Origin of the sequence: Corynebacterium heidelbergense (assembly GCF_028609845.1) — a bacterium.
GTDB classification, from domain to species: Bacteria; Actinomycetota; Actinomycetes; order Mycobacteriales; family Mycobacteriaceae; genus Corynebacterium; species Corynebacterium heidelbergense.
Genome location: NZ_CP063191.1, coordinates 1,502,995 through 1,527,396, shown reverse-complemented (window position 1 = coordinate 1,527,396; position 24,402 = coordinate 1,502,995). Strand labels below are relative to the sequence as shown.

Below are 24,402 nucleotides of genomic sequence, written 5' to 3'. Positions count from 1 at the left end.
ATATGACTACAGCAATTAAGGCTCAGCCCCCGGCTGACGCCACTGTTGCCGGCCGCGTCGTGCGAGTGATCGGCCCGGTGGTGGACGTGGAGTTCCCGCGCGGCCAGCAGCCGGCCCTGTTCAACGCCCTGACGGTCGAGGTGGACCTCGAGGCCGTGGCAAAGACCATCACCCTGGAGGTGGCACAGCACCTTGGCGAAAACCTGGTGCGCGCAGTGTCCATGGCCCCCACCGACGGCCTGGTCCGCGGTGCGGAGGTTAAGGACACCGGCAAGCCCATTTCCGTGCCCGTCGGCGATGTGGTCAAGGGCCACGTCTTCAACGCTCTCGGCGACTGCATCGACGAGCCCGGCCTCGGCCGCGACGGCGAGCAGTGGGGCATCCACCGGGAGCCCCCGGCATTCGACGAGTTGGAGGGCAAGACCGAGATCCTGGAGACGGGCATCAAGGTCATCGACCTGCTGACCCCCTACGTGAAGGGCGGCAAGATCGGCCTGTTCGGCGGCGCCGGTGTGGGCAAGACGGTGCTCATCCAGGAGATGATCACCCGTATCGCCCGCGAGTTCTCCGGTACCTCCGTGTTCGCCGGTGTGGGCGAGCGCACCCGTGAGGGTACGGACCTCTTCCTCGAGATGGAGGAGATGGGCGTGCTGCAAGACACTGCGCTTGTCTTCGGCCAGATGGACGAGCCGCCGGGAGTCCGTATGCGCGTGGCCCTGTCCGGTCTGACCATGGCGGAGTACTTCCGCGATGTGCAGAACCAGGACGTGCTGCTGTTCATCGACAACATCTTCCGGTTCACCCAGGCCGGCTCTGAGGTATCCACGCTGCTGGGCCGTATGCCCTCCGCAGTGGGTTACCAGCCGACCCTGGCCGACGAGATGGGCGTGCTGCAGGAGCGGATTACCTCCACGAAGGGTAAGTCCATTACCTCCCTGCAGGCCGTGTACGTCCCGGCCGACGACTACACCGACCCGGCCCCGGCGACGACCTTCGCCCACCTGGACGCCACCACGGAGCTCAACCGCTCCATTGCCTCCAAGGGTATTTACCCGGCCGTGGACCCGCTGACCTCCACCTCCCGCATCCTGGAGCCGGGCATCGTGGGGCAACGTCACTACGACGTTGCTCAGCGCGTGATCCACATCCTGCAGAAGAACAAGGAGCTGCAGGACATCATCGCCATCCTCGGTATGGACGAGCTGTCCGAGGAGGACAAGATCACCGTCCAGCGCGCCCGCCGCATCGAGCGCTTCCTGGGCCAGAACTTCTTCGTCGCGGAGAAGTTCACCGGCATCCCCGGCTCCTACGTCCCGTTGAAGGACACCATCGATGCCTTCGAGCGCATCTGCAACGGTGACTTCGATTCCTACCCCGAGCAGGCCTTCAACGGGCTCGGCGGCCTGGACGACGTGGAAGCCGCATACAAGAAGATGAACGAGAAGAAGTAAGGACGTAGGCGCCCATGGCTGAGATTGCCGCTCAACTGGTTGCGGTCGAACGGGCTCTGTGGTCTGGTCAGGCCACGTCCGTGACCGCTCAGACAACCGAAGGCGAGATCGGCGTGCTTCCCGGTCACGAGCCCCTGCTCGGCCAGTTGGTCGAAAACGGGGTGGTGACCATCCGGACCACCGATGGTGACAAGCTGGTGGCTGCGGTGCAGGGCGGTTTCCTGTCCGTGGCGCGAGACAAGATCACCATCCTCGCCGACTCCGCAGTGTGGGCCGATGAGGTAGACACTGCGGATGCCGAAGCCCGCGTCCGGGACGCGGACAATTCGGACGCTGCCCTCAAGGCAGAGGCCGAGCTGCGAGCCGTCAAGCGCTCCCAGCACTAGCAGTCCGAGAACCCGAAGGGACCCCTCCTCCTTCACCCCGTCGCCACGACAGGGGTGGGGACGAGGGGTTTCTTGGCTCTTTGCCCGCGCCCCAAGTAGATTTGTTCCAAAGTAGGCAGCAGAAGAGAGCGGGTGGCAGCGGGCGCTATGGGTACGGCTTTCATCGTTCTACTGGCCCTGTTCACGGCCCTGTTTGCGGCGGTGGCGTGGCGGTTTTTCACGCTTCGCTCCGGCAGCTACCCCGTGCTGGTCCGGCGCCTTCCCGCAAACGATGGAAGGCACTGGCGGCACGGGGTTTTGGTCTATTCGGAGACCGTCGCGCGGCTGTACAAGCTGCGTTCCCTGCGCCCGGAATCGGACGTCGTCCTCACGCGTTACGGCACCACCATCGTCGGCCGCCGGGAGCTCACCGACCGGGAACGGCAATTCATGGAGCCGAATGTGCATATCGTGCACGTCCGCCTGCGCTCCCAGGAGTACGAAATCGCGGTGGACCGGCAGGGGGACACCGCCCTGGTCTCGTGGTTGGAGTCCGCGCCCAGCGAGCGCCGGGTGCGCTCTTAGTAGGCTACTGGCCATGCGTTTGCTAGTTGCTGAATGTGCGGTGGACTATGTCGGTCGGTTAGAGGCCCACCTGCCGCGGGCGGATCGGTTGATCATGGTCAAGGCCGATGGTTCGGTGTCCATCCATGCCGATGACCGCGCCTACAAGCCGCTGAACTGGATGACCCCGCCGTGTTCCATCACCGAATACACGCAGCCCGGCGCCCTGGCCCCGGAGCTGGAGAACGGGGACGTGGAATCCCTGTGGGTGGTGGAAAGCCCCAAGGGCGAGCAGTTGCGGATCCAACTGTTTGCACTCCGCGCGGACCACTTCTACGACCTGGGCGCGGATCCGGGGTTGATCAAGGATGGGGTGGAGGCGCATTTGCAGGAGCTCCTGGCGCACCAGATCGAGCTGCTGGGGGAGGGGTTCTCCCTGGTCCGCCGGGAGTACCCCACGCCCATTGGCCCGGTGGATATCTTGTCGCGGGATGGGTCTGGGGCGACGGTGGCGGTGGAGATTAAGCGCCGCGGTGGCATCGACGGCGTGGAGCAGCTCTCGCGCTATGTGGAGCTGCTGAACCGCGACGAGCTGTTGGCGCCGGTGACGGGCGTTTTCGCGGCGCAGGAGATCAAACCCCAGGCGCGTGTGCTGGCGGAGGATCGAGGCATCCGGTGCGTGACGCTGGATTACGCCGCGATGCGCGGTACGGATGACTCGGAGTTCCGGCTGTTCTGATCGGGGCTGTCACAGGCACTGTGGTCCCGCGCCCGCAGGCAGGTGCGGGGCCCCGGTCAATTCTTGGGGACGCCACCTACCTAGCGCAGGCCCGAAGCGCGAGCACTATGGTGGGGGCCATGACTAACCCGAAGCAAGCATCCGGGGCCCAGCCAGGCCCGCGATTCGTAGCCGGTGCCGTGGACCTGGGAGAACTGAAACAGCGGTCCCAGCGGGCCGGGCAGTCGGGTCCCGCCCAGCCGGAACGGGGCGCCACCCAAGACGGCGGGGAGGCGGTGCAGGCGGCCGCGCACATCACCCCGGAGACCTTCGAGCAGGACCTTGTGGTGCGCTCCACGCAGGTGGCGGTGATCGTGCACCTGGGCTCCCCCCGCTCTCCGGGCAGTGAGGAGATGCGCGAGGCCTTCACGGCCCTCGCCGAGCAGCAGGGCCAAGCCCAGGACCAGTGGCGTTGGGTGTACCGGCACGTCAACGTGGACACGGATCCGGAGGTGGCCCAGGCTTTCGGGGTGCAGGCCGTGCCCACGGTGTTGGCTCTGGCGGCGGGGCGGCCGCTGACGTCCTTCGAGGGCACCCAGCCCAGCGAGCAGCTCTCTGGGTGGGTGGATGCGATCGTGCAAGCCACGGATGGGAAGCTGGGTGGCATCCCGGCGGGGCAGGGTCAGCCGGAGGAACCGGAGCAGCAGGATCCCCGCCTGGTGGATGCGGAGGCCAAGATCGCCGCCGGGGATTATGCCGGGGCGGTGGGCGCTTACGACGCGATCCTGAAGGAGGAGCCAGGGGCCTCCGAGGTTGCCGCCACGGCTCGGTCCGCCCGGGCGAACGCCCTGCTGCTGCAGCGAGTGGAACAACCGGGGACCGCGTCGGCGGAGGAGGCTCTAGCTGCCTTGCGGGACAACCCGGCGGATGCCCAAGCTGCGGAGGTGGCAGCGGATCATCTGCTTCTCGGCGGGCAGAAGGCGGCGGCGTTCGACGCGCTCATTGGGGTCATTCAGGCTGACGCGGGGGAGCGGCGTTCCCGGGCCCGCGCGCGGTTGCTGGAGCTGTTCGAGCTCTTCGACGCCGCGGACCCGGAGGTGGCAGCGGCTCGCACGAAGATGGCCAGCGCTCTGTTCTAGCCCACGGCGCCGTTTCAGCCCACGGCGCCGTTTCAGCCCACGGCGCCGTTCTAGCTCACACGGGCCGCCGGACCTACTCCGCCACGAACCACCGCGCGGTGTGCGCCGGGATCGTCAGCGTTGCGGATTGGCCAAAGCCGTGGGAGGCCTGCGCCTCCGGCAGGAGGTCTCCGCTGGCGCGTCCCGCGCCCTCCCAGCGGACGTCGTCGGTGTTGAGTACCTCCCGCCAGCGGGCGGCCTCCGGTAGCCCAATCCGGTAGTTCTCGTGGGTACGACCGGAGAAGTTGATCACGCACGCCATGGTTTGGCCACCGCCACGGCGGATGTAGCTGAGCACGTTGTTGTGATCGTCGTCGGCCGCGATCCAGCGGAAACCCTCCGGATCGTGATCGGCGGTACCCAGTGCGGGCAGGGAAGTGTACAGGTCGTTGAGGGTACTGGTGAGGCTGGACAGCCCCCGGTGGTATTCGCCCTCCCAGCCTTCCATGTCCGCCCAGTCCAGCCCCCGGTGCTCGTTCCACTCCTGAGTCTGGCCCCACTCCTGGCCCTGGAACAGCAGCTTCTTGCCGGGGTGGGACCACATAAAGCCCAAGAAGCCGCGGACCATCGCGGCCTTGTCCCAACTGGCGGCGGCGGGCATTCGGGACCACAGGGTGCCCTTGCCATGAACAACTTCGTCGTGGCTGATGGGCAGCACGTAGCGCTCGGAGTAGGCGTACACCATGGCGAAGGTGATCTCGTTGTGGTGATAGCTGCGGTAGGCGGGGTCCCGCTTGATGTACTCCAGGGTGTCGTGCATCCACCCCATGTTCCACTTAAAGCTGAAGCCCAGGCCGCCCTCCTCGGTGGGGGCGGTCACGCCCGGCCAGGAGGTGGATTCCTCGGCGATGGTGAGGGTCCCCGGCACGTCCCGCTGCAGGGTGGCGTTCGTCTCCTGAAGGAAGCTCACTGCGTCCAGGTTCTCCCGGCCGCCGTAGACGTTGGGAATCCATTCGCCCTCGTTGCGGCTGTAATCCAGGTAGAGCATGCTGGCCACGGCATCCACTCTCAGCCCGTCGATGTGGAACTCATTGCACCAGTACAAGGCGTTGGCCACGAGGAAGTTGCGCACCTCCGTGCGGCCGAAGTCGAAGACGTAGGTTCCCCAGTCCGGCTGCTCACCGCGGCGGGGGTCCGGGTGTTCGTAGCAGGCTTCGCCGTCGAAGAGGCCCAGGGCCCAGTCATCCTTGGGGAAGTGCCCGGGCACCCAGTCCATGATCACGCCGATGCCGGCCTGGTGGAGCCGGTCCACGAGGTAGCGCAGGTCGTCAGGGCCGCCAAAGCGGCTGTTGGGGGCGTAGTATCCGGTGACCTGATAGCCCCAGGAGGGTTCGAAGGGGTGCTCGGAGATGCCCATGAACTCCACGAAGGTGAAGCCCTTGTCCGTGACGTAGTCCACGAGCTCCTCGGCAAGTTCGCGGTAGCTGCGCCCGCGCTTCCAGGAGCCGAGGTGGACCTCGTAGATGCTCATGGGGGTGGTGTTCCAGTCCACCGTGGCCCGGTGGGTGCACCAGGCCCCGTCTTCCCAGAAGTACTCGGTGGGGCGGACGGTCACGGAGGCAGTGCCGGGGGCCTGCTCGCACAGCTTGGCCAGGGGATCCGCTTTTTCCAAAAAGCGGCCGTCGGCGGCGGTGATTGCGAACTTGTACAGCTCGCCGGGGCCCACGTGGGGGATGTAGATCTCCCATACCCCGGAAGAGCCCAGGGCGCGCATGGGGTGTTGGCGGGGGTTCCAGCCGTTGAAGGTGCCAACCACCGCGACTCCTGCGGCGTGCGGGGCCCAGACGGTGAAGCTCGTGCCGTGCTCGCCGACCTGGGCGCCAAGGACGTTCCACAGCCGTTCGTGCCGACCCTCCCCGATGAGGTGGAGGTCCATTTCCCCGATGGTGGGCAGCGCCCGGTAGGGGTCCGGCAGGCGCGTGGTCGCGCCGCTTTCCCAGGTCACCTCCAGTTCGTAGTCCTCCAGCGGCTCGGCGATGCGGACCTCGAAGATGCCGTCGCCGGTGTTGTGCATGGGCAGCCGTTGTTCCCCGGTGAGGACGTCCACTCCCCGCGCGCTGAGTTGCACGGTTCGAATGACAAAGCCGACGCTCCCCCCAGAGCCCTTCTCGCTGCTCGGCGAGGCGACCGGGTGCATCCCCAGTACGTCGTGCGGGGCGTAGTGCTTGCGGCCCAGCAGTAGGTCCCGATCGTGGGCGGACAACGTGGGGTGATAGGTATCGGCCATAACTTCAATCTAGTCCTAGATCTGGGGTGGGGAACCGGTGAACTGCTGCGATCGGGTTACCCCCGGGGGTCGTAGTCCTCGTCTCGGAAGGCCAGGGCAGTGCGGCGCTCCTCCGGCACAGTGGGGAGCTGGAAGATGTGGGCTACCTGGAAATCTGGGTCCAGCCGCACGTAGTTTTCGGTGGACCAGGTGTAGGTCTGCTCCGTGGGCAGGTCCGTGACCGGGAAGCTGTCCTGGATGTCGAGGTCATCGGGGAACCCGGGCTTCGGGGCTAGCCCAACGGCGGGGAGGTCCACCGTCACGGAGCCCTCCTGGATGGAGCGGGAGTCCAGATTCACTACCACCAGGATCGCGTCGCCGGTGATGGGGTCCACGCGGGAGTACGCCAGCAGGCTGCCGTTGCTGGTCTCGTGCAGGTGTAGGTTGCGCTGCTGGTGAAGCGCTGGGTGTTGGCGTCGAACATCATTGAGGAACCGCAACCACGGCGCCAGAGACTCCCCGGCTGCTTCCGCAGCGTCGAAATCCCGCGGCCGCAGCTCGTACTTTTCAGAGTCCAGGTACTCTTCGCTGCCCTCGCGGACCGGCTCGTGCTCGTAGAGCTCATAGCCGGAGTACACGCCCCACAGCGGGGACATCGTCGCAGCCAGGGCCGCGCGCTGGGCGAACATGGCCCGCCCGCCCTTCTGCAGCGACTCGTGCAGGATGTCCGGGGTGTTGACGAAGAGGTTCGGGCGGAAGACGTCCGCGCCGCTGGCGATGGACTCGGCGAACTCGGTGAGCTCCTCCTTGTTCGTCTTCCAGGTGAAGTAGCTGTAGGACTGCGTGAACCCCAGCTTGGCCAGGCCGTAGAGCCGGGGCGGGCGGGTGAAGGCCTCGGCGAGGAAAACCACGTCCGGGTCGGTGGAGTGGACCTCGTGGATGAGCCACGCCCAGAAGTTCGCGGGTTTCGTGTGGGGGTTATCCACGCGGAAGATGCGCACACCCCGCTCGATCCACAGGCGGACGACCCGCAGCACCTCCGAGTAGAGGCCCTGGGCATCCGTGTCGAAGTTCAGCGGGTAGATGTCCTGGTACTTCTTTGGGGGATTTTCGGCGTAGGCAATGCTGCCGTCCGGCAGCACGGTGAACCACTCCGGGTGGGCGGCGGCCCAGGGGTGGTCAGGGGCGCACTGCAGGGCCAGGTCCAGGGCCACCTTCAGGCCCAGCTTCTCGGCGGCTTTACGGAAGTGGATGAAGTCCTTGACAGTGCCCAGCTCGGGGTGAACCGCATCGTGCCCGCCGGCTGCGGAGCCAATGGCCCAGGGAGAGCCCACATCCTTGCTGGTGGGGGTCAAGGAGTTGTTCTTGCCCTTGCGGTTCACTTCCCCGATGGGGTGAATGGGCGGGAGGTAGACCGTGTCAAAGCCCATGCCCGCGATACGTGGTAGCTCCTTTTCCGCGGTGCGGAAGGTGCCGTGGATGGGGGTGCCGTCCTCTGCCCGGCCGCCGGTGGAACGCGGGAAGAACTCGTACCACGCGCCATAGGCGCTGCTCAGCGGCTCCACGTGAACCTGGAACTCCAGGCCGCGGGTATGCAAGTCCCGCACGGGGCGGCGGCGCAGAGCCTCGCGTACCTCCTCGGAGAAGGCCGGGGCCAGCCGGTCCTCCATGCTCAGCGACTCGTCCCTTAGGGCGGTGACCGCGGCGTGCACGGCGGCGGTGTCCGCGCGGGCGGCCTTGTGCTCGGCGCGTTCGAAGAAGCGGGCGCCCACCTCTAGGTCGTTGGCCAGGGTTTCGGCGCTCTGGCCCGCGTTGACCTTCTTGGCGATCGCGTCGTACCAGGTAGCGGCGGGATCGGCCCAGGCATCCACGCGGAAGGTCCAGATCCCCGGCACGTCTGGGGTGAACACGGCGTGGCGGCGGTCCGGGTTGGCGTTGTCCCCCGTCTCCGGGGTCATGGTGATCTTGGCGCGCCCCCCTCGGCTGCCCGCGGGGCGGCGGACCACGAGGGTGGCGGAAACGGCATCGTGCCCCTCCCGCCAGACGGTGGCGGATACCGGGAAGACCTGGCCCACGACCCCCTTGGCGGGGTACTGGCCAAGGGAGATGACGGGGGAGACGTTGTCGATGCCAAGGCGGCCGGTCATGGGAAACTCCTGGTCTACGTTGCTGGTGGTTCGGCGCGGGCGTGCCAGCGCACCCGGTGAGGGCGATATTCAGCCTAAACCGCCGATGGGACAACCGCAGGGGAGACGGCTGCCGGAAGGGGGGCGCCGAGGCGGCAGTGGGATTGGCCGGTGGGGATGTGGTGGTGTTGGCCCACGGCCTAGGGCACGATGGAATGCGTGAACGCAGAAGCAAACGCAGCCAGCTCCGGTCAGCCTGCGGGTAAGCGCGCCGCGCCGCCGCGCAGTTTGGTCTCTGCCCCGGCCTCGGCGCCGGCCAATCCGGAGGACCTTGTCATCGACATGCGGGGGGTCTCCGTGGTGCGCGGCGGCCGGGAGATCCTCCAGCCGTTGGACTGGCAGGTGGAGCTGGATGAGCGGTGGGTCATCATCGGGCCCAACGGGGCGGGCAAGACCACCCTGATGCGGTTGGCTGGCGCCCAGATGTTCCCCACGACGGGCACGGTGACCCTGGTCGGCGCGCGCTTGGGTGGCGTGGACGTGCGGGAAGTGCGCACGGCCATCGGGATGTCCTCCTCCGCGTTTGCGCAGCGGATTCCAGGGGAGGAGAAGGTCGCGGACCTGGTGATCTCCGCGGGCTATGACGTGCTGGGGCGGTGGCGCGAGGAGTACGAGCCGGAGGACTACGACCGGGCCATCGAGATCCTGGAGAGTGTGGGCGCCTATCACTTGGCGGATCAGACGTGGGCGACGCTGTCCGAGGGCGAGCGGAAGCGGACGCTCATCGCCCGGGCCCTCATGAACGACCCCGAATTGCTGCTGCTGGATGAGCCCGGGGCGGGGTTGGATTTGGGCGGCCGGGAGGATCTCATTGAGCTGCTCAGCGACTTGGCCCTGGATCCGGACTCCCCGGCCACGGTCATGATCACCCACCACGTGGAAGAAATCCCACCGGGGTTCACCCACGGGCTGTTGTTGGATGAGGGCCAGGTGGTTGCCCAGGGGGTGTTGGGGGACATCATGACGCCACCTAACCTCACCGCGGCTTTCCACCAACCGATAGACGTGACACACACCGATGGGAGGTGGTTTGCCCGCCGAACACGCCGTGGGGGCAGCCACCGGCACGCGGGTGGGTAGACTTACCGGCTGTCGTGGGTGTCCGCAGCGATACTGAGCGCGGCGACGATGGGAGGTGAGGACCATGAGTGACGAGCAAGCGGCCGGGGAATTGCCGGGAGGTTCCAGGGAGGCCATGGCCGCCCGGTTGGGCCCGGTCGCGCCGCGCCATGCCTCCACAGTAATTCTGCTGCGGGATACGCTCAGCGGCCCGGAGGTTTACGTGCAGGAACGTGCGTCTACCATGGCCTTCTGCGCGGAGATGACGGTCTTCCCGGGCGGCGGCGTGGACTCGCGGGACATGCCGGGGGACGTCAACGGGGATGGCCGACCCAGCCCGAAGATCAATTGGTCCGGGCCGGATGTGGCCTGGTGGGCGGAGCGTTTGCAGAAACCGCCGTCCATGGCGCGGGCCCTCGTGTGCGCTGCGGTGCGGGAGACCTTCGAGGAATCCGGCACCCTGCTGGCCAGTGAGATGGGCGGGGATATCGTCGCGGACACCGCCGACTACCGGGTCCAGCGGGCCCGGATGGAAAACCACGAGCTGGCCTTCACGGACTTCATGAGTGATAACCACCTGGTGTTGCGCTCGGACTTGCTGCGCCCATGGGCCAACTGGGTCACCCCCGTGGAGCAGCCCATTCGCTATGACACGGCCTTCTTCGTCGCCGCGATGCCCGAGGGGCAGGACACGGTGGGGGATACCCGGGAGGCCACCTCCACCGGGTGGTTCCGGCCATCTACTCTGTTGGATGGCTGGCGTAGCCGCAAGATTAGCCTCATGCCGCCCACATGGGCCCAGCTCAAACTGCTGGATACATTCCGCACCGTGGCGGAGGTCATGGAGTTCTCCGCGGGGATCTCCGTGGACCCCGTGACGGTGGAGCCGGTGGACGAGCCCTATATGGCGGAGTACTACCTCATGGAAACGCAGATGTACGGTCGGCCCAAGCGGCATTTCGCGCCGGGCATGAAATTCGCCGTGGATCCGGAGGATCTGCCCGCCCATCCCTTCGAGGACCGGCCCGGTTCCTATTTCCAGTACTACATCCAGTAGCGGGACCGGCCTGCGCCTCGCGGGTCCACCGTGCACCACCGGGTCAATCGGAAGGCATCGTGTCTTTTAGTGCCGAGGAGTTGAGCTTCCTCACCAGCGCCTCGGGCGCCCAAGCGCTGCAGCGGGTTCAAGACCGCCAGCGGGCCGGGGAGCTTCAGTTCAGCGGGTCCAATTCCCTGGCCAGCGTGGCGACGCTGCGGCAGGAATACGGCCAGATGGGCCGCGCCATAGTGGAGCTGCTGCGCGCCCGGGAGGTGCTGGGCCGCAAAATGCCCGCACCCATGGCGCAGGCGTGGCTGGCCGATCAAAGCGCGGCGGAGCAGGCCACGCCCTGGGCGGTCGCCGAGTTTCGCGCGGCCCACCTACACCGGGTGGGGGTGCGCACGATGGCGGACGTCACCTGTTCGGTAGGAACGGAGCTCGCCGCAGGTCAGGCGGCCGTGCCCGACGTGGTGGGCTCCGATGTGGACGATGTGCGCCTGCGCATGGCGCGGGTGAACGTGCCGGGGGTACCCGTGGCGCGGGCGGATGCGACCTGCCCGGTGTGGGACGTGGACGCGGTGGTCGCGGACCCCGGTCGGCGGAACTCCTCCGGCCGGGTCAGCCGCGTGGAGAACCTGCAACCACCGCTGCCGGATCTCGTCGGCCCGTGGCGGCAGCGAGGGGTGGAACTGGCGGTGAAGTGCGCGCCGGGCCTCGATTTCACGCAGGTACAAGCGTGGGCCGGGCAGATCGACGTGGTCTCGGTGGACGGGGCGGTGAAGGAGGCCTGCGTGTACACCCCCGGTCTGTGCGCCCCGGGGCTGGGCGGGACCGCTCCGGCCGGCTCCCCCGTGCGCCGGGCGGTCGTGCTGGGGCAGCGCCCGGTGCTGTTGACGTCCCAAGACGAACAGATCGAACCGGAAGACCGCGGCCCCGGGGAGCACGGCCGCTTCATCGTGGACCCGGACGGCGCCATCGTTCGGGCGGGGCTGGTGCGACACTACGCGGCGCGGCATGGCCTGTGGCAGCTAGATCCCCGCATCGCCTACCTCACCGGGCCGCGGGTGCCGGAGGGGCACCGGGGTTTCGAGGTGCACGAATGGGTGCCGATGAAGAAGCTTAAGGCAGCGCTCAAGGCCCGGCAGGCGGGGGCGGTGGAGATCCTCGTGCGCGGGGTAGATGTGAACCCGGACCAGCTCCGCAAGTCGCTGAAATTGAGGGGAACACAGCCCTGGAGCGTGGTTCTCACCAGGGTGGGGAAGAGCGCCGTGGCCTACCTGTGCCAGCCGGTCACGGGTTGATTGGGCGTTTGTGGCCGGGGTCACCCGACCCGCGTAGGATAGTGGGGAAAAACTTGACCCAACCCCGAAAGGCCAACGTATGTCGAACATCGTTGTTCTGGTAAAGCAGGTGCCGGACACCTGGTCGGAGCGCAAGCTCTCTGAGGACGATTACACCCTCGACCGCGACAGCGCAGATGCAGTGCTGGACGAAATCAACGAAAACGCGGTGGAGGCTGCCCTGCAGCTTAAGGAGGCCGATAGCAGTCGCAACGTGATCGTTCTGTCCGTTGGCCCCTCCCGCGCCACCGAGGCTCTGCGCAAGGCTCTGTCCCTGGGCTGCGACGATGCCATCCTCGTTACCGATGACGATCTGGCCGGCTCCGACGTCCTCGGCACCGCCTGGACCCTCTCCAACGCCCTGAATCAGATCGAGGACATCGAACTGGTTGTCTGCGGCAACTCCTCCACCGACGGCGGCGCGGGCTGCATCCCCGGCCTGCTCGCCGAGTACCGCCAGATCCCCGCCCTAACCCACCTGGAGGAGATCTCGCTGGAGAACGGAACCGTCACCGGCAAGCGCGTCACCGAAGAGGGCGTGTTCGGCCTGGAGGCCCCCACCCCCGCGATCGTGTCCGTGACCGAGAAGTCCAACGAGCCGCGCTTCGCGAAGTTCAAGCTGATCATGGCCGCCAAGAAGAAGGAGATCAAGGAACTCTCCCTCGCAGACATCGGCGTGGATCCCGCCAACGTCGGCCTGGCCAGCGCCACCACCTCCGTGTCCGCCGTGGCACCGAAGCCCCCGAAGTCCGCTGGCGAGATCGTCACCGACGAGGGCAACGGCGGCAAGCAGCTGGTCGAGTTCCTGGTCAAGGAAAAGCTGGTCTAAACCCAGCTCACCACAAAAGAAGCAATCACCTAAGAATCAAGAAAAGGATTTTTCCATGACCGACGTTTTGGTTTTGGTTGAGCACGGTGAGGGTGAGCTGAAGAACACCACCCTCGAGCTCCTGACCGCCGCCCGCGTTTTCGGCACCGTGGGTGCCGTTGTGGTGGGTGCCCCGGGCACCGCCGATAAGCTGCAGTCCAAGCTGGCCGAGGCCGGCGCGGAGACCATCTACGCCGCGGAGAGCGACGAGGCCGAGAGCCTGCTGATCACCCCCTCCGTGGATGCCGTCTCCGGCTTGGCCGCGCACTTGCAGGTACCGGTGATGATCTCCTCCACTGCCACCGGCAACGAGATCGCCGGCCGCGTGTCCGCTCGCGTGGCCTCCGGCGCCATCTACGGCGTGCGCGAGGTCGAAGCTGACCGCAGCGCGAAGGTGTCCATCTTCGGTGGCGCCTTCACCGTAACCAGCTCTGCTGCTGGCGCTTCCCCGGTGTACACCCTGTACCCCGGTTCCGTGGACCCGGAGCCGCAGGCCGCCTCCGGCACCATACAGGAAGTGGAGCTGCCCGGCGCTGGCCCCACCGCCGTGAAGATCACCTCCTTCGCCCCGGCCGAGAAGGCCGATCGTCCGGCCTTGGCTGAGGCAAAGATCGTGGTCTCCGGTGGCCGCGGTGTTGGTTCCGCCGAGGGCTTCGGCGATGTGGTGGAGCCTCTGGCGGATGCCCTGGGTGCCGCCGTGGGTGCATCCCGCGCCGCCGTGGATGCCGAGTACTACCCGGGCAAGTTCCAGGTGGGTCAGACCGGCGTGACCGTCTCCCCGAACCTGTACATCGCCCTGGGCATCTCCGGCGCTATCCAGCACAAGGCCGGTATGCAGACCTCCAAGACGATCGTCGCCGTGAACAAGGACGAAGAGGCCCCCCTCTTCGAGATCACGGACTTCGGCATCGTGGGCGACCTCTTCGAGGTGGCCCCGCAGGCTACCGAGGAGATCAACTCCCGCAAGTAGGGTCCGAGCAGGGTTCTGCCCTGCCCTCCCCGCATGCCGGGTGCGCCCGGTAGTTCCCCCAACCCCCGGAGGTGGCTTCATCCCCTCCGGGGGTTGTCTCTATGCGCGCCTCACTACCCCTCCCGGAGCAAGTATTCCTCCAGGTAGGGCAACGTGAAGGCCACCTTTCCGAACCCGGCGGGGGCGATGAGGTCCCGCGTAATCAGCCGACTGCGCCGGGTGGAGATCCCATTGGGGCTCTTCATCCCCAGCGCCGCGGCGATCTCCCCGGTGGACACTGACTTCTCCCCGCTGGCGGCCATGAGTTCGGCCATGGCGCGCAGGAAGCTGAGCTCCCCATCGGGCACCCGGCTCAGCGCGGGCCGGTGGACCTGCTGGGTCATCCGGTCGATGGCGGGCTGGTTGATGGCCTCCACCTGGGCGGCGTCGATGTGCGGTGCTTCCTCCAGGGCGGCCTGTGCCCAGCTCAGGGATCCGACGAGCTGGATGAGGTAGGGGTAGCCGCGGCAAATGTCAGTGGCAAGGTCCAGAGCCGGGGGAGTGAAGGGCACCCCGGATTCCTTGGCGGTGATGTCCAGCGTCTCGCGAACGTCTTCCGGGGAGACCGCGTGCAGGTCCACCCGGTGCGCCCGGCGCAGGAAGGTGGTCCCTTCGTGTTGAAGCAGCTCATCCACGCCGCGGGGCAGTCCCGCGCAGACGAAGGCGATGTCCCGTTCGTCGCGCATAAGGTCCTGCACGGCGGTGGCGAGTTGGTGGAGCTGATCCAGGTCGGCGGATTGTAGCTCGTCGAGGGTGATGAGGATGCCCACGTCCGTAATGGAGGTGGATAGGTCCCGCAGCCGGGTGATGAGCGTTGGGGTAGGCCGCAGCTCTTCTGCCCGGTCGTGGGTTTCTGTCTTGATGCTGCCCAGCCCGGGGATGGACCCGCCGGAGAGGCGGCGTTGCGGGGGTTGTTCGATGGTGGCGATGGCGTGGGGCACGGTGGTGTTGACGAGGTCCGCGATCATCTCTTGGTTGGGGTAGGCCCGCAGGATGATCCACCCCTGTTTACGGGCGATATCCTCGACCTCGTTGAGCAGCACGGTTTTCCCCACGCCGCGCAGGCCGCTGATGAGGATGGTGCGGTAGGGGGACCCGGGCCCTTCCAGCAGGCTCAGTTGAAAGTGTTGCAGCAGGTCGCTGCGGCCGGCCAGGTAGTAGGGGGAGGTTCCGAAGCTGGGGCGGAAGGGATTGCGCGGGGTGGGCATGGTCTTGATCCTAAGGTGTGGGGTCCTGCTCCAGGGGACAGTGTGAGAGATATGTTAGATCTTCGAAAGGCTGTTAGAGCTGTTAGATTCGCCCGTGCTTGGTAGATCTGTGTGATTTCTTCCGGACGCCAACCCCACCCCGCGCGAGCAGCAGCGCCGAACCCGGTGGCTTGCTTCCCCGCCGCTAGGGTGGAGGGGGTGAGCCAGCTCGAACGCACCCCCACCCGCTGCGACCGCCTCTACCTGGACAATGCCGCCACCCAGCGCCTGCGCCGGGAGGCCTGGGAGGCCATGGAGCAGGTGGCGGGGGCACTCAACCCTGCGGGCCAGTACGCCAGCGGCCGCGCGGCCCGGCGCCACCTGGAGGAGGCCCGCGAGCAGATCGCGGAGCTGCTGGGCGCGGATCCGGTGGAGGTTGTGTTTACCGGGTCTGGGACTGAGGCCAACAACATCGCCATCCAGGGCCTCGCCTTCGGTAGCCGGGCGCGTACTGGAGGGGCCAACGATGGGGCTAGGGGCATCGCCAGCTCCGATATCGAGCACCCCGCAGTACTCGAGTCGGTGCAGTGGTTGACCGGTACTACCAAGCACCCCGGTTTCGGCTTTCGGCGCATTCTGCTGCCCGTGGATGAACAGGGCCGGGTCCGCGCCGAGGAGTGGTTGGCGGGGGCTAGCTCAGAGGGGGCCGATCCGGAAACGTTGTCCCTGATCACCTGCATGTGGGCGAACAACGAGACCGGGGCCATCCAGACCATTGAGCCGTTGGCGGAGTTCGCGCGGGAGCAGGGTATCCCGTTCCACACCGATGCGGTGCAGGCCGTGGGGCACGTCCCGGTGGACTTCCGCAGCTTAGGGGCCGCGACGCTGGCGGCCAGCGCCCACAAGTTCGGGGGGCCCACCTCCGTCGGGCTCCTGCTAGCCCGCAGGGACGCCCCCATCCTCAGCCCCGTCCGCGGCGGCGGGCAGGAGCGCGGCTTGAGGTCGGGGACTGTGAACGTCGTGGGGGCGATGGGGGCGGCGCGGGCGTTGGGGGCGTCCATAAGAGATATGGAACAGGAAGCCGCACGGGCCCGCAGCATTCGGGATCGCATCTGGGAGGCGGCGCGGAACATCCCCGAGGTGCGGCGGTGGACAACGGAACCGGCGCTGCCCGGGCACCTGCACCTGGGGTTCCCGGGTGCGGAGGGCGATAGTCTCATCATGCTGCTGGACGGGCGTGGGGTGGACGCGTCGACGGGGTCCGCGTGTAGCGCTGGTGTGAATCGGGCCAGTCACGTGCTCGCGGCGATGGGCGTGGATGCGCAGGTCGCGCGGGGGGCGCTGCGGCTGACGATCGGTCCGGATGTCACACTGGAGGATGCGCAGCGGGTGGCGGGGGAGCTGCCGGGCGTTGTGGAGCAGGCGCGGGCGGCGGGAATGGCTTTTGGGTAGTGGCGGCTTGTAACGTCTAGCGGGTATTTCGGCCAGGACGAGCGGGAAGGACGGTGCGCGGCGGCGATGCGTGTAGTAGCGGCGATGAGCGGCGGAGTGGACTCGGCGGTGGCGGCTGCCCGCGCGCTAAAGGAGGGGCACGAGGTCATCGGCGTGCACCTGGCCTTGGCCCGGTCGCCGGAGGCAGTGCGCGCCGGGTCGCGGGGGTGCTGCAGCCTGGAGGATTCGGCAGATGCGCGGCGCGTGGCGGACAAGCTGGGCATTCCATTTTATGTTTGGGATTTTTCGGATCGCTTTGCTGCGGATGTGATCGATAATTTCGTGGATTCCTACGCGATTGGGGAGACCCCCAATCCCTGTTTGCGCTGCAACGAGAAGATTAAGTTCGAGGCGTTGCTGGACCGATCCATTGCCCTGGGATTCGATGCGGTGGTCACCGGCCACTACGCCCGGCTGCACGACGGGGTGATGCGGCGGGGAGTGGACGACTCTAAGGACCAGTCCTATGTGCTGGGCGTGTTGACAAAAGAGCAGCTTCGGCACTGCATGTTCCCCGTAGGGGACACGGAAAAGCCGCTGATCAGGCGAGAGGCTAAGGCCCTGGGGTTCGGGGTGGCCAGCAAGCCGGATAGCCACGATATCTGCTTCATCCCGGATGGGCGGACGCAGGCCTTCCTGGGCAACAAGATTGGCTTGCGCCCCGGAATCGTGGCCAATACGAAGGGGGAAAAGGTCGCCGATCACGAGGGCGTGTACGGGTTTACTATTGGGCAGCGAAAGGGTTTGGGGCTGCCGAGGTCCGTGCTGGATGGGAGCCCCCGCTATGTCACGGATATCGATGCTGCTTCCGGGACGGTGACCGTGGGGACGCGGGAGGATCTGCGCACCGGGTTCATCGTGGCCGACCGGTTAAAGCGGTTAGATCCGGCGGTGCACGGCCGGGAGTTCGACTGCGAGGTGCAGGTGCGGGCGCACGGCGGAGTGGTACCCGCGCGGGCGATGCTGGTGGAGGACCCGGAGCCGCAGACACCGGCGGGGCGGGTAAAAGAGGTCGGCGAGTCCCCGTGGCGCCTGGAGTTGGAGCTGCTGGAGCCGCTGGAGGGAGTCGCCCGGGGGCAGGCCGCGGTAGTGTACCAGCCGGACCCGGAGGGTGACATCGTGCTGGGGTCCGGGACGATTCGGTTCACCGCCAAGCGGGCGGAACCGGAGGAGAAGCGGTGAGCGGCGCGACCGAGGGTTCCCCAACACGGCTGGGGTGGTGGGAGAACTCGGTGACGAATCACCGCGATGTGCGGGCGGCCTTCGCCTCCGCGCTGACCCGGACGGTAGACGTTGATGAAGACATTGGGGTGCCACCGAACCTGAGCCTGGTGCGGATGAACGGCAGCCGCATTCGGGAGGAACTAGGCCGCGAGAAACTGGCGACCACCTTGGCTATGGCGCAAGTGCCGGTGCGGGCAAACGCGCGGGCGTGGGAGTTGACCGCACATCCCAGCTTGGAATCGCGGCGCACTGCCGGATGGCTGCGGGAGGTTTCGGACGTTGCCGAGGAGATGCTGCCTGGCCGGGTGGAGCGGCTGATGATTCACGTGGAGGGACCGTGGAGCATCGGTGCCTCCGTCGAGTATCGCGGGCATGCGTTGATCGAGGATCGCCCGGCTTTCCGGGACATGGCGCTGAACCTCGGGGAGGGGGTGGGCGAGTTCGCGCGGCTGGGGGAGCGAATCGCAGCGCAAGTGGTGCTCGCCGTCCATGAACCGCGCGTGGCGGAGGTGCTCCGCGGATTGGAGGGGGCGACCGACTTCGACCCGGTGCGGGCGGTGGATCGGGAGATCGTCGCCGGGGTGTGGCAGCGGTTTTTGGAGCAAGTTGGGATCGGCCAGTCCTCCGACGGATCGGGCCGAGGGGTGAAGCGCATGGCGACTCTGGATTGTGAGGGGGCCGTGCCGGAGGAGGTCGTGGATGTGCTGCCGGGGATGGCCGCTGGTTTTGCCAGGGTGGTGGTGCCCGCCTGGCAATTGGACGGGGTAGGGGGCAAGGACCTGATTGGCGGGATGCTGGGGCAGTTGCTGCCGCAGGGGCGGGGTATCGGATGGGCAGACGGTACTGCCCCTGACCGCAGTGCTGCAACAACCCCTGCTGGCACGGGCCCGACGGCTGTACGGGACCCTGAGACAATCGCGAAAACGGTGATGCGGCAGTGGGATCAGTGGTCCTTTCCCGCCGATCAGTTGCCGGGGGCTGTGGACGTTGTGGTGCCCGAGGGGGCTAGAACGATCGCGGGGGCCAGCATCGCTGCGGCACGGGCGCGGCAGGCAGCCTCCCTGTTGTGGCGCAACTAGGGGAAACCCGGGAGGGGTGGGAGGGGTGAGGGTGGAGGGGTGCCTCGGCGGCCTGTTCGGGGGCTCTCTCTGCGGCCGGACCGGCAACACACTCCAAACACACTCCTAACACACAACTCAACACACAACTGGAGTGTGTTAGGAGTGTGTTGAGTTGTGTGTTGCTCGCTTGGAAGCGTTCTGGGAGGGGAGCGTCACCTCTACAGGTGGGCTCTGGGTGATTTTTCCTAGAAGGGACCTTTCACGGCAATTGCCAAGCGTTGCTTGTTGTGTGGGCTGGGAATATCGGACCATCTGACTTTCTAGTCGCCTTTTCTCCGTCGAACCGGCGGTTTTGGAAGGATCGACTCATGAAGAAGTTTTCGAAACACACGCCTGAGCAGATCGTGGCCAAGCTGGAAAAGGCTGACAAGCTCACTGCGGCCGGCTCGTCCACTCGTCCTCTAAGCGAGTTTCATACCACCTGTAGGGTGTTTGTATCCTCTGAAGGGTTCATCGCCTTACATCACGAAAGAGAGCATTTCCGCAGTTCAGAGGGACCTCTGAAGGGGGTATGAAGGGAATGCTTGGGAGGCATGGAGGATACATGAGGGGAGCATGGGGAGTACACGGGGAAACCGAGAGGTACAGAGCGGAAACCGGGTGTGAACAGTAGGAATACCGGAGGGGATAGCCGGAAGAAGGCAAAAAGAAACCCCCTGGAACACAGGGGGTCATCGGGGATGATCGGGTTCTAATGTAGGTGGGGGGGTGCGGTTAACAAAAGATGAACGATTCATGAAGAAGCCGTTCTCCATAATGCAAAGAAGTATCAATTGCTTTAGGATATATGGCACTGATCCCTTGTGCTTCAGTTAAGACTCTCCCCACACTCCTCGGAAGGGACCTCGTACGAATGGGCATTATGACCAATGCCCCGGTGTTGGCGGGGCAACGGCAGCTGGCCTCGCGGGTGCTGGTGAGGGAACGGTAACCTTGCCGATCGCAGGCACGGTAGCCGGTGGAACTGTAGGAACATTTGGAGGTGATGTTGGTGGGGCACTCAGAGGCGCAGCCGCATCCTGCTGCAACTAAAAAACTGCTTCTCATAGCAGTGGGACTGCTTTTCACAGCTTTTGTGATGGTTGTATTCTACCTGCTGCTAGGGGCCACAAGTCGTCAATATGCTTTTCTCAACCCCGTGTCTGTCATCTCCGTACTCTGCTCAGTAGTCTTCTTCGCCAGGGCAGGGGTTCAGTACCGGAAAGAACACGCACAGTAAACCATACACTGGAGCACACAGGTACCAACCTGTGTGCTTATCTTTCATTGATGATGGTATCTGTTTTGCATATCGCGTTCGGTATCATGCGAGCTCTTCTGCCGGTCCTCTTCACTCGGCTCCGCCAGTGTGCTCGCGAGAGTCACCGCCTGAATTGGCCCTTAGGTCCTGAGACTACCCCAATACAGATTTGTCCCATCCCAGGCTAGCTCTGAGCCATCTTCGAAAATAGTGGTCTCGTGAGGATGTATCGCCATCGCTCGAACGTTTTGCGGCTTCGTCATGCTCTCACCAGTACCGCCTGAGGCCTCCCGTGTTGAGGGAATACTCACAACATTTATTTTCTTCCCGGCTTCATTTATCAAATACGGTTCTTTAGTGGGGCTAGTGCAAAAGACGGTGCTCGAATCTGGAGACTCGTGGGAGCAGCGACCGGGAAACACACTCCTAACACACAACTGGAGTGTGTTAGGAGTGTGTTGAGTTGTGTGTTACGCGGTTATGCGCCGTTTGCGCAGTTCCGGCGGCCCTTCGGGCCGGCTCGCGGGCCGAAGCCAGGCAGCGGCACAACCCCGTCGGTCGGGAGCGATCCCTGCCAGCGAGCAGGGAAGAACCCGCAGTCGGCTCAAAACCGTTCCAGGTCCGTGAACAAGCTGATGGGATGTGCGAGCTGCTTTTCCAGGAAATGGCAAGCGACAAGGGTCCTCCGAAAGTCCGTGTATTTCGGCACCGGGAATGAATCGTCGGCCATGAAGCGACGCGCGAGCGGCGCTTTAAGGGACCAACCAAACCTGGCGGAGAGGATAAACACCGCGAGGGATGCCTCCAAGGAATACGCGGCTGCACTTTTATGGGGATCGAGCTGCTCGCAGCTTCGGCGCAGCGTTTCCTCGCGCCATGTCTGGGGAGATCCCCCGATGTCGACGCGGACGTACTGCAACCATGGAACCCGAAAAACCGACATGAGCAGTGCAATGGAGAACAGCGTGTCGCCGAGATAACATTCGTCCGGGGTACGCCCCATAGGTACTGCAGACATGGGATCACTGGCGAACGCGTAGACGATTGGCGCATCCTTCGAGTCCTCGGGCGGGTAAATTGGCTTAAAGCAGCGGACGGCTAAGCCCTCCGGAGAACTCACTGCCGCCGTGGTCTCTCCGAGTGACAGAAGGGAGTGGTCTTCGTCCACAACGCCCAGGCGGGGAAGCATACGTTCGACCTTCTCGACCGCTCTTCCGGGTTCCAGATCGAAGCGGGACTGCTGCAAGTCGTCCAAGCAGGGTGCCCCGCCTTCCCCATCGCGTGGGCGGGTATGGCGGACGTCGTAGACGATGCCGGCTGGGCCACAACGACACATCACCGCCAGCCGACGAGCCCCGGGCAGGAGCTCGAAACCCAGGCGCCTCCACCCGCCCTGCGGGAGTGCGGCGGTTGCTTCCGGGTCCTGGGCTAGCACCATGGCCGCGTTGTAGAAGCTCTGTGTGTTCATTACGCACAGGTGGGAGACGAAATCACGCACCTGTTGTGCTCCGGACGGAGAATCAAAATCTGGAATGGTATCTCCGAGGCTCACAAAGGAATGGGATGAAACCATGGGCTGACCTTCCGGTGAGGGCTGTCGTTGCGAGCTTCACCCTAGGCAACCGCCGGGACACCGGGGCCCATCCCGAACACACTTTCGCCACCGCTCACCCCACGGGTCCGTCCAACCCGAGCCAGCTACCCCTTATCGCCCGCCCTTGTCGCCCACCTTCGTCGGCAGCAGCGGCGAAAGCTCCCCGGGCGCCGTAATCACCAGCTCGTCGCGCGCACGCGAAGCTGCCACGTACAGCAACGCCCGCTCCCGCTGCAGCGCGTCCTCGCGCTCGGCCTCCGGGTAATGCGCGAGTTTGAAGGTTTGCGGCATGGACTTCTTCGTCACATTTGCCAGGATGACGTGCGAAAACTCCATCCCCTTCGCGTTGTGCATCGTCATCACAGACACGGGATCGTCAAACACACTGGCGCCCACCCGCCGCGTCTGCACCTTGATCCCCTCCTCCGAAAGCCGGTCTGTCAGCTCCTTAACCCGGTACTTATTCCGCGCCAGCACGCCAATGTGCGTCGATGGCGAGTTGCCTTCCAGCCAACCCCGCACCTTCTCCGCAATGAGCGCGATCTCCTCTTCGGAATCATTGACCTGCAGCACCTCGGGGTCGGGCCCCCGGCGCACAGAGCGGTAGCCCTCAAGGGTGTCTTCCTCCCCCGTGGAATCCACCCACTTCTCGCCCTCCAGGATCGCCGAGGCATAGGAAAGCGTCTGTGCCGTCGTCCGGTAATTCAGGCGCAATCGAGTTGTGGCCCGCCCGCGCGTTTCAATCCCATACCGGGACAGCACCAACCGCTTGCCGTAAATCCGCTGGTGGGAATCCTCCGCCAGGCAAATGTCATTGGGGCCAGGTGCCACTGACGCGCGGATGAATCGCCAATGCCCCGCATGGAAGTCCTGCGCCTCGTCTACGAGGATGTGATCGAGGTGCGGCGCCCTCCGCGTCTCCAGCACCTGCGCTGCAAGCACCGCGATAGCGGGGAATGTAAAGCGATTGTCCGTTGCGCACTGGTGGATAAAGGATTGGGTGATGGCCCACACGATCTTGCGTTCGTTGCGGCTCAATGTGGTGCGCCGCCCAGATCGACTCACCCGGAGATAGCCCTGCAACGTGGTGATGGAGTTCGTCAAGATGATTTCGTTGAACTCGTCATTGAGGAACGCCGGTTGCTTCTTCTCATCGGCGAGCCCCTCTCCGCGCAGTTCTGCAGCCTCAGTCCACAATTCGTCCGCATCCCTGTCGAATAGGGGCGTGGGTGGTTGCTGAGCGCTGATACCAAACGCTTTGTTGTAGGCGTCCTCAAGCTCGAAGGGCTGGCATTTGCGCAGGAATTGGGCGACGTGGGCATCGATCCCCAAGATCAGCAATCCGGGGGCACCGGGAACGCTGGCCTCCTGGAATTGCGGATCGAGCACGTTCATCTGGCTTTTTAGCTGATTGGCAAGGTCCCTGGTGAATGTGGTCAAGAGGATGCGGGCTTTGCCGTCGGAGCTGTCCAGTAGGTGTTTTGCTCGGTGCAGCAGGACTACCGTTTTTCCTGTTCCCGCCCCGCCGGTGATGCGCGAGGAGCCCTTGTGGTCCAGCGTCGCGGCCTTGGCCTGGGCGGGGTGCAGGAATGTGCGCCAATCGGCGAAGCTGCCTTTCTCCAGGATGTTCTTCAGGTCCAGCTCGGTGGGTTCCACCCATGTGGTCGATTTTCGGACGCCATTGATCATCGCGTCGGCATCACTATCGTCAACGGGGAACTCCGGCCGCTTAAGGCCGAGATCCTCAATGACCTCTGGGATGGAATAGCCAGCAATAAGGCCCTGGACTGCGTCCGATTCCCACGACGGATTCGGGGCCAAAATCGCGAGGAGCTTGTCGACGTCCTCGGCGCGTTGAATGGCGGCGATGGCGATGGGGGACAGGCCCAACTCGTCGGAAAGGGTTTCCGGCGTAATCCCGGGTCGGTTGAAGATGTCGCGTGGTGGAGGAGAGGGGGCCTTGGTGGTGGGCGTGGGGCTCGGAGTGGTCGCGTCGCCCGGGGTGGGCTGGTGCGCGTTTGCGGGCTGCTCACTGGTCGCGGCCCGCTGGGAAAGCTGCTCTGCGAAGTGCTCCTGCATTTCGGCTTCACGCTGCTGCTGCTCAGCGAGCATTTCGGCGCGGGCTTCCGCCACCGCCCGCTCCAGGCGGCTCTTGATCTCCGCCTCCACAGCCTGGGGGGATAGCCCCTGGCCACCGCCGGACGGCGTGTCCGTGACTTCGATGACGCCGTTAGTCGGGTTCGTTCGGACCTTGAGGTTTTGTGCGCACCGGATGGCCTCGTCGTGGTTGAGCACCTTGAACAGCATGAAGTGCTTCTCGCGGGTGCCGTCCAGCTCCAGCATCACCGCCCGAAATTGATCGTTGACGCGGCCCGTGCGCACACGCCTGTCTTTCATATTGTTCAGCGGCTTGATCTTCAGGGAAGAGTTATCCGGGTTTTCCTTCAGCTTGCGGATGAACTCCAAAGTTTGCTTTTGAACGGCCTCGGGGAACTCAAAATCCTTGTCGAGTGATAAAGATGCGGGCATTGCGTTAGTCCTCCTTCACGAGTGTTTTCTGGC

Annotated in this window: 18 protein-coding genes; 13 read left to right on the top strand and 5 right to left on the bottom strand. The window is 65.3% G+C overall.

Annotated features, from left to right (window positions below):
• Positions 1-2 precede the first annotated feature (2 nt).
• The 5 genes from atpD (at position 3) to CHEID_RS06675 (ending at position 4,237) form a co-directional block, all read left to right on the top strand.
• Positions 3-1,451, top strand: coding sequence for a F0F1 ATP synthase subunit beta (atpD, locus tag CHEID_RS06695; protein ID WP_112769208.1), 1,449 nt, complete (start codon positions 3-5; stop codon positions 1,449-1,451).
• A 14-nt stretch (positions 1,452-1,465) separates the two neighbouring features.
• Complete coding sequence (locus tag CHEID_RS06690) at positions 1,466-1,837, top strand: F0F1 ATP synthase subunit epsilon (RefSeq protein ID WP_112769207.1); 372 nt, start codon at positions 1,466-1,468, stop codon at positions 1,835-1,837.
• Between the two features lie 147 nt (positions 1,838-1,984).
• A complete protein-coding gene (locus CHEID_RS06685) occupies positions 1,985-2,401 on the top strand; it encodes a DUF2550 domain-containing protein (protein WP_112769206.1) in 417 nt (138 codons plus the stop codon).
• Between the two features lie 13 nt (positions 2,402-2,414).
• Positions 2,415-3,119 carry an endonuclease NucS gene (nucS, locus tag CHEID_RS06680; RefSeq protein ID WP_112769205.1) on the top strand — a complete coding sequence of 235 codons (705 nt, stop codon included), beginning with the start codon at positions 2,415-2,417 and terminating at the stop codon, positions 3,117-3,119.
• A 119-nt stretch (positions 3,120-3,238) separates the two neighbouring features.
• A complete protein-coding gene (locus tag CHEID_RS06675; protein ID WP_112769221.1) occupies positions 3,239-4,237 on the top strand; it encodes a tetratricopeptide repeat protein in 999 nt (332 codons plus the stop codon).
• Between the two features lie 73 nt (positions 4,238-4,310).
• On the opposite strand, the gene glgB is transcribed toward CHEID_RS06675, so the two are convergent.
• Positions 4,311-6,503, bottom strand: a complete 2,193-nt coding sequence (gene glgB / locus CHEID_RS06670) for a 1,4-alpha-glucan branching protein GlgB (protein ID WP_238599282.1) — start codon at positions 6,501-6,503, stop codon at positions 4,311-4,313.
• A 56-nt stretch (positions 6,504-6,559) separates the two neighbouring features.
• Positions 6,560-8,629 carry an alpha-1,4-glucan--maltose-1-phosphate maltosyltransferase gene (locus CHEID_RS06665; protein WP_112769204.1) on the bottom strand — a complete coding sequence of 690 codons (2,070 nt, stop codon included), beginning with the start codon at positions 8,627-8,629 and terminating at the stop codon, positions 6,560-6,562.
• A gap of 321 nt (positions 8,630-8,950) precedes the next feature.
• Here CHEID_RS06665 and CHEID_RS06660 point away from each other — a divergent pair, with 321 nt between their 5' ends.
• The 5 genes from CHEID_RS06660 to CHEID_RS06640 all read left to right on the top strand — a co-directional run bounded on the left by CHEID_RS06660 (position 8,951) and on the right by CHEID_RS06640 (position 13,944).
• Positions 8,951-9,748, top strand: a complete 798-nt coding sequence (locus CHEID_RS06660; protein ID WP_273661506.1) for an ABC transporter ATP-binding protein — start codon at positions 8,951-8,953, stop codon at positions 9,746-9,748.
• Between the two features lie 115 nt (positions 9,749-9,863).
• Positions 9,864-10,784, top strand: a complete 921-nt coding sequence (locus CHEID_RS06655) for an NUDIX hydrolase (protein WP_112769219.1) — start codon at positions 9,864-9,866, stop codon at positions 10,782-10,784.
• A gap of 59 nt (positions 10,785-10,843) precedes the next feature.
• Positions 10,844-12,067: a THUMP-like domain-containing protein gene (locus CHEID_RS06650; protein ID WP_238599281.1), complete on the top strand. Its 1,224-nt coding sequence runs from the start codon at positions 10,844-10,846 to the stop codon at positions 12,065-12,067.
• 79 nt (positions 12,068-12,146) lie between these two features.
• Positions 12,147-12,935 carry an electron transfer flavoprotein subunit beta/FixA family protein gene (locus CHEID_RS06645; RefSeq protein ID WP_112769202.1) on the top strand — a complete coding sequence of 263 codons (789 nt, stop codon included), beginning with the start codon at positions 12,147-12,149 and terminating at the stop codon, positions 12,933-12,935.
• Between the two features lie 55 nt (positions 12,936-12,990).
• On the top strand, positions 12,991-13,944 hold the full coding sequence (locus CHEID_RS06640; RefSeq protein WP_112769201.1) for an electron transfer flavoprotein subunit alpha/FixB family protein: 954 nt from the start codon (positions 12,991-12,993) through the stop codon (positions 13,942-13,944).
• A gap of 113 nt (positions 13,945-14,057) precedes the next feature.
• On the opposite strand, the gene CHEID_RS06635 is transcribed toward CHEID_RS06640, so the two are convergent.
• Complete coding sequence (locus CHEID_RS06635; RefSeq protein ID WP_112769200.1) at positions 14,058-15,191, bottom strand: ATP-binding protein; 1,134 nt, start codon at positions 15,189-15,191, stop codon at positions 14,058-14,060.
• 198 nt (positions 15,192-15,389) lie between these two features.
• Between CHEID_RS06635 and CHEID_RS06630 the strand changes: the two genes are divergently transcribed.
• From CHEID_RS06630 to CHEID_RS06620, 3 genes are all read left to right on the top strand, one after another.
• A complete protein-coding gene (locus tag CHEID_RS06630; protein ID WP_273661020.1) occupies positions 15,390-16,622 on the top strand; it encodes a cysteine desulfurase family protein in 1,233 nt (410 codons plus the stop codon).
• Between the two features lie 66 nt (positions 16,623-16,688).
• Positions 16,689-17,843: a tRNA 2-thiouridine(34) synthase MnmA gene (mnmA, locus tag CHEID_RS06625; RefSeq protein ID WP_112770362.1), complete on the top strand. Its 1,155-nt coding sequence runs from the start codon at positions 16,689-16,691 to the stop codon at positions 17,841-17,843.
• A complete protein-coding gene (locus CHEID_RS06620) occupies positions 17,840-18,964 on the top strand; it encodes a hypothetical protein (RefSeq protein ID WP_273661019.1) in 1,125 nt (374 codons plus the stop codon). The genes mnmA and CHEID_RS06620 overlap by 4 nt, the downstream gene beginning before the upstream one ends.
• Before the next feature lie 1,886 nt (positions 18,965-20,850).
• On the opposite strand, the gene CHEID_RS06615 is transcribed toward CHEID_RS06620, so the two are convergent.
• Both CHEID_RS06615 and CHEID_RS06610 read right to left on the bottom strand, forming a co-directional pair.
• Positions 20,851-21,714, bottom strand: coding sequence for a hypothetical protein (locus CHEID_RS06615; protein WP_146743861.1), 864 nt, complete (start codon positions 21,712-21,714; stop codon positions 20,851-20,853).
• 237 nt (positions 21,715-21,951) lie between these two features.
• Positions 21,952-24,369: a 3'-5' exonuclease gene (locus CHEID_RS06610; RefSeq protein ID WP_112769692.1), complete on the bottom strand. Its 2,418-nt coding sequence runs from the start codon at positions 24,367-24,369 to the stop codon at positions 21,952-21,954.
• Between the last annotated feature and the right edge of the window lie 33 nt (positions 24,370-24,402).